General features: G+C 45.7%; 13 protein-coding genes. 1 reads left to right on the top strand and 12 read right to left on the bottom strand.

Annotated features, from left to right (window positions below; all coding sequences use genetic code 11):
* Positions 1-4 precede the first annotated feature (4 nt).
* The 8 genes from kaiC to EPD17_RS06215 all read right to left on the bottom strand — a co-directional run bounded on the left by kaiC (position 5) and on the right by EPD17_RS06215 (position 8,606).
* Positions 5-1,528 carry a circadian clock protein KaiC gene (kaiC, locus tag EPD17_RS06250; RefSeq protein ID WP_132052686.1) on the bottom strand — a complete coding sequence of 508 codons (1,524 nt, stop codon included), beginning with the start codon at positions 1,526-1,528 and terminating at the stop codon, positions 5-7.
* The gene (locus tag EPD17_RS06245) at positions 1,515-1,820 is read right to left on the bottom strand and encodes a circadian clock KaiB family protein (RefSeq protein ID WP_132052684.1); all 306 of its coding nucleotides are present in this window, start codon (positions 1,818-1,820) and stop codon (positions 1,515-1,517) included. Before EPD17_RS06245 ends, kaiC begins: the two co-directional genes overlap by 14 nt.
* 410 nt (positions 1,821-2,230) lie before the next feature.
* Complete coding sequence (locus EPD17_RS06240; RefSeq protein WP_132052682.1) at positions 2,231-2,842, bottom strand: class I SAM-dependent methyltransferase; 612 nt, start codon at positions 2,840-2,842, stop codon at positions 2,231-2,233.
* An 83-nt stretch (positions 2,843-2,925) separates the two neighbouring features.
* Positions 2,926-3,822, bottom strand: coding sequence for a helix-turn-helix domain-containing protein (locus EPD17_RS06235; protein WP_132052680.1), 897 nt, complete (start codon positions 3,820-3,822; stop codon positions 2,926-2,928).
* 100 nt (positions 3,823-3,922) lie between these two features.
* Entirely contained in the window at positions 3,923-4,930 is a 1,008-nt protein-coding gene (locus EPD17_RS06230) for an aldo/keto reductase (protein ID WP_132052678.1), read from the bottom strand.
* Positions 4,931-5,072: 142 nt separating this feature from the next.
* On the bottom strand, positions 5,073-6,113 hold the full coding sequence (locus tag EPD17_RS06225) for an aldo/keto reductase (protein ID WP_240040759.1): 1,041 nt from the start codon (positions 6,111-6,113) through the stop codon (positions 5,073-5,075).
* 226 nt (positions 6,114-6,339) lie between these two features.
* Positions 6,340-7,992 (bottom strand): alpha-L-fucosidase, encoded by a 1,653-nt coding sequence (locus tag EPD17_RS06220; RefSeq protein WP_132052676.1) that lies wholly within the window; start codon positions 7,990-7,992, stop codon positions 6,340-6,342.
* Between the two features lie 260 nt (positions 7,993-8,252).
* A complete protein-coding gene (locus EPD17_RS06215) occupies positions 8,253-8,606 on the bottom strand; it encodes an L-rhamnose mutarotase (RefSeq protein WP_132052674.1) in 354 nt (117 codons plus the stop codon).
* Between the two features lie 198 nt (positions 8,607-8,804).
* Here EPD17_RS06215 and EPD17_RS06210 point away from each other — a divergent pair, with 198 nt between their 5' ends.
* Complete coding sequence (locus tag EPD17_RS06210; protein ID WP_132052672.1) at positions 8,805-9,680, top strand: helix-turn-helix domain-containing protein; 876 nt, start codon at positions 8,805-8,807, stop codon at positions 9,678-9,680.
* A 183-nt stretch (positions 9,681-9,863) separates the two neighbouring features.
* Here EPD17_RS06210 and EPD17_RS06205 read toward each other — a convergent pair whose 3' ends face one another.
* The 4 genes from EPD17_RS06205 to EPD17_RS06190 form a co-directional block, all read right to left on the bottom strand.
* Positions 9,864-10,316 (bottom strand): carboxymuconolactone decarboxylase family protein, encoded by a 453-nt coding sequence (locus tag EPD17_RS06205; protein ID WP_132052670.1) that lies wholly within the window; start codon positions 10,314-10,316, stop codon positions 9,864-9,866.
* A gap of 67 nt (positions 10,317-10,383) precedes the next feature.
* Positions 10,384-10,959 carry a Crp/Fnr family transcriptional regulator gene (locus tag EPD17_RS06200; protein ID WP_132052668.1) on the bottom strand — a complete coding sequence of 192 codons (576 nt, stop codon included), beginning with the start codon at positions 10,957-10,959 and terminating at the stop codon, positions 10,384-10,386.
* Positions 10,960-11,273: 314 nt separating this feature from the next.
* A complete protein-coding gene (locus EPD17_RS06195) occupies positions 11,274-12,632 on the bottom strand; it encodes an SMP-30/gluconolactonase/LRE family protein (protein WP_132052666.1) in 1,359 nt (452 codons plus the stop codon).
* A 167-nt stretch (positions 12,633-12,799) separates the two neighbouring features.
* The gene (locus EPD17_RS06190) at positions 12,800-13,348 is read right to left on the bottom strand and encodes a DUF4269 domain-containing protein (RefSeq protein ID WP_132052664.1); all 549 of its coding nucleotides are present in this window, start codon (positions 13,346-13,348) and stop codon (positions 12,800-12,802) included.
* Between the last annotated feature and the right edge of the window lie 112 nt (positions 13,349-13,460).

Below are 13,460 nucleotides of genomic sequence, written 5' to 3'. Positions count from 1 at the left end.
GGTATTAATTGTCGGCATTGTCTTTCCCGGTAAGCAGCGGCATGCCGCCTAATATTCCGCTCATGCGGTCAAACTCTTTGGAACTGATCTTCATGCCCTGGTGATCGATATCAAATTCAAAGATGCCTTTCGTATGTTTTGATCCGCGCATTTTTAATACAGTAACCACACGATGCACATTACCAAATACTTCGGCATAACGCAAAAGAATAATGGTATCGGTAATGGTGGAAATATGACTATCGGTTACAGAAGTGCCACCCACGATATTTGCACTGGTGGATGTAAATATGGCCATCACTTCTTTTTTCTTTAAAAACGAGGTGAGGGCGATCAAAAACTCGCGGAAGTTTTTCTTAGAGCTGCCTCTTTCAATAGCAGAAAGACTATCCAGCGCAAAGCGGGCCGGCTTAAATTCTTCGATCAATTTTTGAATATTGATCAAATGCTCCTCCAAACCTGCCGATTCGGGGTAAAGCGCCTCGATCCTTAATTGCCCACTTTTTTCCATTGCTGCGAAATGTACACCCCAGCCTGCAGCATTGCGCACCAATTGCTCCCGGCTTTCTTCATATGCCAAAAACAGCACCCGTTCGTTGTTTTCAACACCGCCCTTGATGAATTCGGTGACCATCAAGGTTTTGCCGGTTCCTGTAGCACCCGACACCAGCAGGATTGAATCTTTGAAAAACCCGCCGCCACACATTTCGTCGAGGGCTTTGTTGCCCGATGAAACCCGCTGATCGGACGAACGCTGGGTAAGCTGCAACCGGGTAAGCGGAATAATTTGTATGCCGGTAGTTGGATTGATGACGAACGACTGTTCGCCGGCACTGTGCATCGAACCGCGGTATTTTAAAATTTCAATGGTACGACGGCGCCGTTCACTTTCCAGCACATTGCGCAGGATGAGCACATTGTCGGCAATATATTCTTCCACACCAAACCGCGATACACCACCATATTCTTCCAAACGTTCACTGGTAAGGATCACCACCAAATTCTTTTTCTTCAACGACGAAAGTATCTTGAACAACTCACGCCTGATTGCTGCAGGATCCTGAAAGTAATGGAACAGGGAGCCAATAGAATCGAGCACGATCCTTCTAGCTTTTACCTCTTTTACTGCACCCAAAATGCGGAACATCAGTCCATCAAGATCATACTCCCCTACTACCCTGGTTTCATTTTCGAATGTAATGGAGGCATCAATAAAGCGGCATTTGTTTTCTTGTTCCATCTGGTCGATGTTCCAACCAAACGACTCAACGTTGCGCTTTAGATCTGCTGCGTTTTCTTCGAAGGTTACAAACACACCGGGCTCATCAAACTCCGTAATTCCGGCATAAAGAAACTGGATGGCAAAAATTGTTTTACCACTGCCGGAGCTGCCCGAAATCAATGTGGAACGGCCTTTAGGGAGGCCGCCAAAGCTAATGTCATCAAAGCCCAATATGCCGGTTTTCACTTTTGGCAACTGCGGCACTTTAGCAGGCCGAAGTTTATCGATGCCCTTAGCTTTTTTCATGTTGCGAATGGTTTAGATCTTCGGTTAAAAATGTCAGCGCCTTTTGGGCACCTTCCTGGGTGAGGCTGCCGATAATGCGCTTTTCAGGCAGAGGGCGAAGACGTGAAATGGTGGGTGTGGCCAATATCTTATGTTGCTCAGCAAGCTGCGCATTACGTGCCAGATCTATAACAGTGATTTCAAACGAGTTTGGAGCGAGCAATGACCCACATGCCTCTTCAAAATACCGCACCAGCAAACTGTTACGGCTTGATTTTCCGGCAATAAAAATTTGAAAATTCAGTTTCGCCATGAAGCGGGGTCATCGTTGGGGAAAACGGCAAACTTAAGCTAAATTCTTTTGCAAAATGCAGCGCAAATATTTACCACAATTGGGCTTTATTTAGAAAAATGCAGATGGTATATCTCAATAAAAAATAATGTAATATGCGGCGCCAAAGTTTTTGGCAACGCCTGGCAATATTTTTTAATCTTCAAAATCCGATAGAACTTATAAGCATCTTAAAGAATACTGAACACACGCTAATTATGTACGCAATAAATTACGCCGCCCGACAGTTACGCCAATACCCTTTAACGATACAGTTTGAAATACCCCCCTTAACTAAAGTTGGCGTCAGCAATTAAATATATTAACATGACAGGCTAGCTGCAGTTAGCCCCGGTATTTCCCAACACTATTTGTTCAGAACTTCTTTTTTGTTATTTGACTTTCTCCTTGCTACACTTGATTAAGTAAAAAGGGTAGTTTTCGATAACCTCTGTTACTTCAAAAAGGCCTGCGCTGCCAAACTCATCTTCAATGGTAGCTTTGTCATAGAAGAAGATTTTTACTCCGCCAAACATTTCAAACCGGTCTGCACCAATCAGTGTTCCCGATCCATAAGTCTGTGCGGCTTTTGTAATTGTTGTAAAAATCATAAAGCCATTTTCTGTGAGTTGATCCAAGCAATCGCTGATCAGTTTCCGTCGTTCTTCTTTATCTAACAAGTAAATGAGTCCATAGCAAAATATGCCATCATACAGCTGATCATCAAAAGGCATATCCGTTACCGATCCGTGGTGAATGGTTAAACCGCTGCCAAAATGCTGGTGCGCTAAATCAATGGCCGTTTGCGCAATTTCGATGCCTGTTACCGTCATTCCCTTATCCCGAAATGCCTGTGCATTTCGGCCATAACCGATTCCTGGAATCAGTACGTTTTGCACTTTATGTGCAACAAAAAAATCGCTGGCCAGAACAGCAAATTGTGCTGGTTCAAAACCCCACATTGCCTGCTTGTCCTTGAATGCTTCTTCCCAAAACTCCGTCATGATGATGAATGTTTACATTGCATTTGCCAATGCCGCTGAATCATTGAATGTAAGATAGCATCTGACTTTACTGGACTGAGGATTTAATTAAACGATTGCCGAAACTCCAGCGGGCTTTGCGCCGTTTTGTTTTTAAATAGTTTGCTGAACGATTGTGCATGTTCGAAGCCTAATGCATATGCAATTTCGGCAACGGATAACGAGGTGGTAGATAGCTTTTCCTTGGCGTGGTGAATAAGCTTTTCATGAATGTGCTGCTGTGCGTTTTGCCCGGTCAGGGTGCGGAGCATATCGCCGAGATAATTAGGAGAAAGATGCAGGGAAGCTGCTACCTCTTGCACCGTCAGCAAGCCTTTTTCGCCGGCTTTATCAGCCGCAAAATGGGCATCCACCACCGCCTCGAACCGCGTTAGCAAATCGCTTTGGTTGTTTTTACGGGTAATGAACTGGCGCTCATAAAATCGATTGGCATAAGCCAGCAGCAGGTCGATCTGCGATACAACGATGTCCTGTGTATGCCGGTCAATATAGCTGCACTCCTGGCCAATCTTGTTGATAATGGCAACCATATCCGCTTCTTCTGCAGCGGAAAGATGTAACGCCTCATTTACGGCGTAGGAAAAAAATCCGTACTGCGCAATGGTCTTTGCCAACGGATATTTTAGCAGTAAATCGGGATGAAAAAATAGGAGCAGCCCGGCACCGCACTCCATGTTGGAAACATCCAGCGACTGCACCTGCCTGGGCGCTGTAAAGCTCATCACGCCTTTGTCGTAATCATATGTTTGCTGACCGTAGCGCATTTTTCCCCTTACATCATGCTTCAAGGCAATGCAGTAAAACTGGGTGATAAACTGGTCCCAGGTTCCGTCGGCCTGGTACCTGCATTGTTCCGACCGGGCACTGCTCACCAACGGATGCAGCGGCTCCGGCAGCGATGTAAGCCGGTGAAATTGGGTGATGGTTTGGATGTTGGTCATGTCATAAAATTACACCCCTTACACGCCAATTACTGCTGATGCCTCGGGCAGGATTTACCACAAGCATCATCAGCTAAATAAGAGGCTTTGTTTAAAAAAATTAGTCTAGCAAACCCATGCTGAATTCGTCGTAGCGGTTGCCGGTATCAACACCAAGTGGCACGATGCTTTCCAGGCTGTTCATCTCCGCTTCGGTAAGCACCACTGCTGCAGCTGCAATGTTTTGTTCCAGGTATGTTCTGCGTTTGGTACCGGGTATGGGTAGCGCACCTTTGTGCATTGTCCAAGCCAGCGCCAATTGCGAAGGGGTGATACCTTTTTCTTTTGCCAGCGCTTCAATAGCCTGCAGCAGTTGCAGGTTTTTACTAAAATGCTGTGGCTGGAAGCGGGGAATATTGCGCCGGAAATCACCCTTGGGCAAATCGTCAATGCTTTGGATGTTGCCAGAAAGAAAGCCCCGGCCCAGAGGCGAATAAGCCACAAAGCCAATGCCCATGTCAGCCACAGCTTTTATGATGCCGCGGGCCTCCACTGTGCGTTCAAACAGGGAATACTCCGTTTGCAGCGCGGTGATGGGATGCACCGCATGGGCCTTCCGCACTGTTTCTGCCGACACCTCCGACAAGCCCAGGTAGCGAACCTTGCCTTCTTTTACCAATTCCGCCATAGCACCTACCGTTTCTTCAATGGGCGTGCTTTTATCCAGCCGGTGCAGGTAGTATAAATCGATATAATCGGTAGCCAGGTTTTTAAGCGACCGCTCCACCGATTTGCGTACATAATCTGGCCGGCCATTGATTTGCCAGGTCACTTGCCCTGCATCGTTTATTTCCCAGCCAAATTTTGTGGCGATGATGTATTTGTGGCGCTGGGCGCCAACAGCTTTTGCAATCAGGCTTTCGTTTTCAAACGGCCCGTACAGATCTGCCGTATCCAAAAAGTTTCCACCCAGTTCGGCTGAGCGATGGATGGTGGCAATAGCTTCTCTTTCATCCGCCCTGCCGTACATATCGGCCCCCGCAAAACCGGTCATACCCATACAGCCCAAACCCAATTGCGGCACCTGCAAGCCTTGTGTGCCAAGCGCTACCCTTTTCAAATGTTCCATGTGGTTAAGTTTAGACCACAAAGTTCTGCCAGCCTACAACGGGTGCTTTGTTCAAATTACGGATGGTTGTAGCTATTTTACAGGTGGCAGGTGTAATGCACCCTGGCATCCTTAAAAGAAAAGCTGAACTAACCTGCTTTAATTAACTAACCACGTTGATGTCGATCAGCCCTTCGCTCCTTAATCGCTCCCAAAAGGCAGCTGGGATTGCAGCATGGATTAAAGCCACATTTTTCGATACGCGGTCTGCATCTGTTGTACTCAAAGCGATGCTTGAAACGCCAGGGACACTTCGTGCAAATTGCACACAGGCTTCCGCAGGCTTTACACCAAATTCAGCACAAACGCTGAAGAAGCGGTCACGCCAATCAAACAAAGCGTCCGCTTCAGGCGTACCCCGTTCCACTTTGCGGTAATCAAAATTGTTACTACCCACCAGGAACCCAGAATGAAATACTGCGGAATTAAATACCACTACACCTTTTGCTTCCAACTGCCGAACAAAAGCCAACAACTCTGGCGGGTGCGATTTGATGGTAAGGCTGTTGGCGATCATCACCCAATCCAATTCAACATCAGCCGCAATCCGCTGAATGACTTTCCAGTTTTTTGCACCTACACCTACTGCCCGCACTTTTCCTTTTTGCTTTAAGCTAAACAGGGCGGCATAGGCATCGAGGATCTGGCTATAAAGTTGCGCCTCCTCCGCTTCACTACCAGCGGTTGCAAGGTACTCATCCGGATCGTGCACCGAAACCAACTGTGGATGGTAATGCTGCAGCAATTCGTTGCCTTGCTCATAGCATTCCAAAATACCATCGTAACTAATTTTTTGCACCGCATCATGCTTGAGGTCCTTCCAGGCACCCGGCTCGAATGTTGGTTCGTCAGTGAGCAGTTCGGTACGAAACCAGCCTAATTTATTACAGATAATCACATCCTCTTGCTTTACGCCAAGTTGGTGCAAACAACGCCCCAGAAGCTCCAAAGCAAGCCCGGCACCATACTTTCCGGCTGTGTCAAAAACCGGTGTGCCGGAGGAGTGATGCAAACAAGCTTTTACTATTGAAAACTTAGTGGGTTCGTCAAGCGCAACAAATAAATTCCCAAGACCACTGGTACCGAAGATGACCGGTGGAATTGCAAGATCTGCCATCGCACCATTCCTGTTTTGTAAGCTCATATCGCTAAAATTAAACACAACCTATTTACTTCATTGCAATTCCCAAAAAGCATGCACCTGGCAACTACAATGGTTGATGATCTATATCTTAATCCAACTAAAACTTGCAAAAGCAATATTTACAATTCATCTTTTATAGTTGTAACCATTGCGCTAGCGCATGCTTGGTTAATATCAAATCATCGTTGTTAGAATCACCAACATCTCCACCCATAGCCAAACCCTGCTACACAATTTTCAAAGTATAAGCAACGGCTTCCGCCGGTTGCTGTGGCAGTTGTACCGCCAGGCCTTCATCGGTGCTACGGAACTGCAAGCTACCTGCTCCACCAAGCAGCGATACTTTGGAAACTCCGCTGCTGTTGAAACCATTTTTGCTCACCAGGCTTTTCAACACCGTACTGCCCCCTTCGGGCCAGCCCATCAGGGTTGCATACAACGTGTTGCCCTTTGCCGTATAGCGTACATCCTGTGCACCCATTGGTTTTCCTTTGCCTTCGTTAAAGCCCTGTGCATTGAGCGGTGCTGCATTTTCCAGCGCAGGACCTTCACCAAACACCTTCCACGGCCTTGTGCCATAAATGGCCTCGCTGTTTACCGCCATCCAGCTGCCAATCTCTTCCACAATCTTTCGCTCCTTTTCATCAATGGTGCCATCGCCACGCACAGGGATGCTCAACAACAGGTTGCCGTTTTTGCTCACCACATCTACCAGGGTATGAACCACGGTCTTTGCCGACTTGTAGCCGTTGCGGTTATAAATACCGCGGTCGTAATGCCACCCGCCAATGCAGGTGCAGGTTTGCCAGGGCAGCGGCTCAATGTTGTTGCTCTGCCCCCGCTCTATGTCCCATACCATGGCCTTACGCTGCTGCTCATCCAATATCTTTCCATTGATCACTGCCCGCAGACTACCATGGTCCTTGATGCTTTTGTTGTACAAATGCGCTGCAATGCGCAAACCGGCATCGGAGATGGGCCAGAAGGGCAGTTGCGAATCATCGAAGTAAACAATTTCGGGGTTGTAGCGGTTGATCAGGTCGATGGTGCGGTTGTAAAAATTATCGATGTAAGCTTTGGTGGGTATGGCCACACCATTACCCCAGTGCCACTGCTTGTGAATGGCATTGTCGTCGAGACTGTTCTCACTCAACGGATGATTTTGGGCATACAATTCCTGCGGGTCGAGGCCCTGCCACCACTTGCCTTTTCCATCGGCTTTGGTGAGTTTTCCATCGTAGGGCACACCGGCCAGCGGGCCCGATTTATCGCTGCGCTGGGCAGGCTCGTACCAGCTCCAGGCATGGGCCGCATGCACGCTTACGCCAAAGGGAAGCCCTTGTGCTTTGGCTGCTTTTGCCCACCCGCCTACCAGGTCTTTTTTTGGCCCCACTTTTAAACTGTTCCAGCCTTTTTGGTATTTGCTGTTGTAGAGGTCCAGGTTATCGTGGTGGTTGGCAAGTGCCATAAAATACTGGGCGCCTGCCCTTTTATACAGGGCTACCAGCTCCTCGGGTTTCCAGCTTTGGGCCTTCCACTCATTGATCACATCCTTGAAGCCAAATTTTGAGGGGTGGCCGTATTTTTCCACGTGATACTTGTATTGCCAAGTTCCCTCCAGGTACATGCCCCGGGCATACCAGTCGCCGGCTTCGGGCTGGCACTGCGGCCCCCAATGGGCCCAGATGCCGAACTTGGCATCGCGGTACCATTGGGGTGTTTGATAAGCTTGCAGGGATTGCCAGGTGGGCTTGAACGGCCCGGCCATTATGGGTTCATTTACCGCACCGGGAACCCATTGTTCTGCTGCCAAAGCCTGCGATAACCACATCGACGGCAAAGCCGCAGCCATGCCCTTAAGTAAGGTCCTTCGTTGCATACCAATATTTTAATAAACTGATTTTTTAATTGAACAGAAAGTCCTTGTGAATACAAAGGACTAATTGGTTTTTTTACGCACCTTCCAATTTACCTTTTTAATATCCGGTATTCTGGGTGAGTTTGGGGTTGATGTCCCGTTCTGTATGCGGAATGGGCATTTTACAATGACTTATTGCTTGAAGAGTGTATTAAAAATGACGTTGGATATCTCTGCCTTGATGCATCAACTATTGAGCGTTAGCCCACATCATTGAGCCACTAAACTTGGTTTAGATCATTCGCATCAAGCTGGAATATGCGCTCCAACAAAACCCATTTCTCTCCATTTTTGGCCCAGGGCAATGGCCGTTGATATTTCCACATCAGTTCTTCCCACTCCTGTACCCTGGCATTCGCCAGGTCAAGGTCGGCTTTGCGTTGCAGCGAAAAAGCATCATCGGTTTCCATGATCATAAACAGCCGGTTACCGGTTCTGTATATTTCCATTTGCAACACGCCACTATCCGTTATACTCTTCTTTATTTCCGGCCACACCTGCCGATGGCACCGTTCATATTCCGCAATCAGGTCGGGGTCTCCAGCCAAATCAAGAGCCAAACAATATCTTTTCATGCACCGGCAAGTCTTTACGTTTACAATCAGCAGGTTATGAGCAAAATGCGCTCAACTAAAATGCAGCAACCGAAGTTGAAGCAACACGCTTTATTAAAACGAAAATAACCAATCGGTATAAATATTTGATTACATGAAAAAGACTTTATCTTACACAAATCCGACTTTTACGAAATCTCTTCAACACACATATCTTTCATGAATAGGCGGTTACTCAAGCATTTTTTTTCGCTACTGCATATGGATTATGTAAAGCTTTCGGACAGGTGGAATTATGCCAATGTACTTAGCCCCTATTACCGGTTATACTATATCGATGAAGGCTACGGCTCTGTTACAAACAAAAACCAATCAATTGACCTGGAACCTGGATACATTTATCTTATTCCCAGTTATACATTATGCAACCTCAACTGCCCAAAATTTATCAGCCAGTACTTTGTACATTTTTTTGAAGACACGCCGCAAGGCCTATCCTTGTTTTACAACAACCGCCAGGTGCTGCAAGCAAAGGCCAGCGATTTGGATATTGCTAACATAAAACGCTTGTTGCACATCAACCCGGGCAGGGGCATCAATCGGTCCGACAACCCAAAAGCTTATGAGCGGAACGATTTGTACAAAAGCTATCAGGAATTGAATGAGATGCAGCTAACAGGCACTTTTATAGAAACGCAGGGAATCATCTTGCAACTGATCTCAAGGTTTACCCATTCGGAAACTTTTACACAACATGCCAATAACACCATTCCATCCAAAATACAGGATGCAATGAGCTACATACAGGTGAGTTTAAATAAACCCCTAACCGTTTCGAAACTTGCAAAAAGGGCAAATCAGCATCAAGATCATTTTTCAAGATTATTCCTGCAATACACAGGGGTACGGCCGATGGTGTATATACACGAAAAAAGAATTGAGCGGGCACAGTATCTTATTGCCACTACAAATATGTCTTTGGCTGCAGTGGCATCAGAAACAGGCTTTGAAACAGTGCCTTACTTTTCTAAAATTTTCAAGAAAGTAACCAAGTTAACTCCAGGACAATACAAAGCACAAAACCAACTCTCCTGAACAATATTGCTTGCAGCAATCACATGGTGTATTGTTTACAGAAGCTGTATTTTCCTAGAAAGCGCTTAGCCATTTCCTTAACAACGCTTCTTAAAGACAAAGTGTAAAGCGCACATGCAAGTCAAGATACTCTTTGTAAAAAGATCACAGGTCAGTCGACCTGTGATCTTTAATTTAGTTGTGCTATGCAAGGCTTTCACCAATCTGCAGGTGGGTGCTTAGTACTATTCTATTCCAGAGATTGATGGCAACAACGGCCATGATGATATCTGAAATTTGTGCTTCGCTAAAAAATTGCAAGGCGTTTGTGTACGTATCATCCGATAAGCCAGCTTGATGAATCAGGGTTATTTCTTCTGTTATCGCCAACACCGACTTTTCTTCTGCTGTAAAAATATCCGCAGCTTCGCGCCATGCAGTCAGTAAAAAAATACGCTGGGCGGCTTCACCATTTTTAATTGCGTCCTGCGTATGGATGTTAATACAATATGCACATCCATTGATTTGTGAAGCGCGGATCTTGATCAATTCTTTGGTTGTTCTGGAAATAGAACATTGTGAAAGATAAGTTTCTAAACCAATCATTGCCTTCAGGGCATTTGGCGTTACTGCTTTGATGTTGAATCGCTTTTGCATTGTATTACTCTTTAAAATTGTTCAATGCAAAACTGAAAAATCATCAACCGAAAAAACTTAAACTGGTTTAAGAAATACGCCTCTTGCGGATTTCGCTTAAATATTCGGGTGTGAATCCCAAGTATGAAGCTAATAAGTATTGAGGGATGCGTTGCGCAAACTCAGGGTATCTTTTAACCGATTGCAAATAAAATGCTTCCTTAGAAAGCGAGTAAAGATATTTGATGCGCATCTGAGCTGCTGCATAAGCCCGCTGGTAAACAAAACGGAAATAGCGCTCCATTACCGGAAATTCTTTTAGTAGTTGCTCCTGATTGTCTTTTGTGATGTATAGGATTGTTGATTTTTCTACAGCCTGAATATAGAAATCAGAAACAAGCTTGTGTTCAAACGCCATGTTGTCGGTCATCCACCAGTTTTCGATGGCAAATTCGGTAGTTTGTTCAATGCCTTTTTCGTTGATGTAAAACTTTCGCAACAGGCCGCTCAATACAAAGTAATGATGTCGGCAAATTTGTCCTTCTTCCAACAAGTTTTCTTTTTTAGACAAAACTTTAGTACCAAAGAAGTTTTTGATTCCTTCAAATTCATCACCAGAAACTTGTGCAAACTTGCCGATATGCTTTTTTAAAATGTCCACCACGTTGGCTTTGGAATTGGAATAGTTAATTGCTGATAAGTTGAATGCGAATTCGAGTTTCGGAGCTCGATTTTTTCCAAATAGCAAACCCGCTGGCTAAATATACAAAGGGATTTTTTTTTAACGTAACCAACCGCATCCAAGCCTGACGAATAAGTCGGCCATTTTGAAACCACAGGCAGCACTGTAATTATTTTCTTAGAAATACTTTAAGGTGGCATAAGCTTCAGCGCTATCATTAATAAAGATTCTCCGTAAGCATTCGCAGCGAAGCGGCTATTTGAGCAATACCCGCTTGTGCATTTGTACGGGCTGTTTTACTTGACTCCTGAAGACACGAATCCTTCTTTGTTTGTTTCAACCATATAGATGCTTTTACCACCTGCTATAAACAAAGTCTTACTATATTTCCCGCTTCCGAAACAAAGATTAGTAGCCTGCGGACATTTGATCTGCGACAGCTTAGTTCCCTTTGCATCATATACCACCACACTGTTGCCAATAGCTATGTATAGATTTCCGTCCGCATCAAGGGTCATTCCATCCGGCCCGATACTATTGCCAAAATCAATGAGTTTTGCCCGGGCTTGCAGCGACCCGTCTTCCTTAATGTCAAAGGCGTAAACGGCCCCTTCACCAGTGGGGCCCACCACATTCTTTTGTTCTGGTAGGTACCACTTATTGCCATTGCCGGGAAAATCACAATTCACCACATACAAGGTTTTCTGATCCGGCGAAATGGCAATACCATTGGGCTTGTTCACATTAGCTGCCACCAAATGAACGCTGCCATCCACATCAATGCGAAAAACGCCCATTTGATTCTGCTCTACAGGAGCGCTTACAACGTAGCTGGGATCGGTAAAATAAATTCTTCCCTTTGCATCGATGGACAGGTCATTGGGGGAATTAAAAGGTTTGTTTAGATATTGCCCCGCAAGGATGCGACTAATGCCTGTTCGCTTGTCCGTCTTTGTTACCCGCCTGCCGCCTCCACCTGCCTGCTCGCAAACAATAAGGTCGCCTTTTGCATCAAAGGCAAGTCCATTGGCCATGCCGCTTGGAGAGCGAAATACTTTGTATGCCCTGGTTTCCGGATGGAGCGTCCAGATAATGCCTGTCCCGGTTTGCTCGCCAAAATCAGAAAAGAAAAGTAGACCATCCGGCGACATCACAGGTCCCTCTAAAAAATCCTCACCGCTTGAAAAGATTTCCTGAGCCCTCGCGTCTGCATGGAAAATTGCAACACTGCCTACTTTTAGACTACCCGGTCCTTTTTGCACTTGCTGCTTTTGTGGTGGCGCAAATGAAAGAGCGGTAAATGAATAGTCTCCGGTGATGTCATTGAACGTCACTTGATAGTTACCGGCAATCGGGATGGAAATATTTGCTCCGCTCAGCACCGCAATTCCTACAGGGAAAGGGCTATTGCCCCAGTTCACATCCCAACTGTTATTTGCTCTGAATTTTACCTCCCCCTGCACCAATGGCAAAGTTACCTGCCATTGATGGGTGTCATTGCCTCCGGCAGGTTTCATGGCAGTGGATGCATCCCATCCTTTTGCAGTGGAAGAACCAATGATTCCAACAGTGGTATAGGCTGTCTGTGCCTTTACAAGCAAAACAGACCATAAAGAAAGTAAGAGTAAAATTGTCTTTGAAGGAACAATACCCATGTAAGCTGCAGTTTTGATGACGTTAGCGTAAAAAATATTTTTGATAGTGCACAAGTTGAAGTTAGCCTTGGAGTGCCGGCATTTGAAAAATTTCACTACCAAGTAAAAACAAAAAAATGGACTGATTCAGGCCTGGATATTCACAACGGTCTACGCGGCAATACCCATTAACGCCCTTGGCTGTCATCAGCGTTATCCACCTCATAACGTAGTAATTCGATGTATGGATCACCTTTCAGGTCAAGTAGCTTTGCAAAAGCCGGTTCAGTCTTCACGCCTTTGCGTTTCAGCGCAATCACATCCTGGCGGAACCTTTCTCCTTTTTCTTGGAGCAATCTATGCTCAATCAGCATGTGCCTGTAGGCCTGTTGCTGGCGGGTGGGAACGTCCTGCCCAAAAGTTTCGATCCTAAAGTGCTCCACGCTGAAATTACCAACAACGGCATTTGATCCTTGCCCTTGGTATTCCCACAACTTAAAGTCGTCATTGCGCTGAAAAAGTTCCCTGATTGTTTCAGCAAACTGTTTTAAGTCGGAAGCGTAGCAAATAATATCAATATCACTACGATCAGTGTCAATATTTATGGGTATGGTGCCCACAAGTATCGGTTCAAAAGCCGCCAGCGATGACATGATGCTGTGTTTGGCCAACAGCTGATAAACCTGTCGTTGCTTTGTATTGCCATGCTTTAAATATTCTATATGCTCGAAGTTCATCTTATATTTTGAGTATGGCTCAACGCCAACATTAACCGGATTGCAGAAGTACTGGAGTTAGCAGCATTTCAGGTTAACCTGTGTTGTGTTTCAAAATAAAAATGGCCAGTTC

The sequence above is a fragment of the Pseudocnuella soli genome, from assembly GCF_004347775.1.
Lineage (GTDB): Bacteria > Bacteroidota > Bacteroidia > Chitinophagales > Chitinophagaceae > Flavisolibacter > Flavisolibacter aquaticus.
Note: the sequence above shows the minus strand (reverse complement) of the source record. Positions and strands in the feature narration are given on the sequence as shown.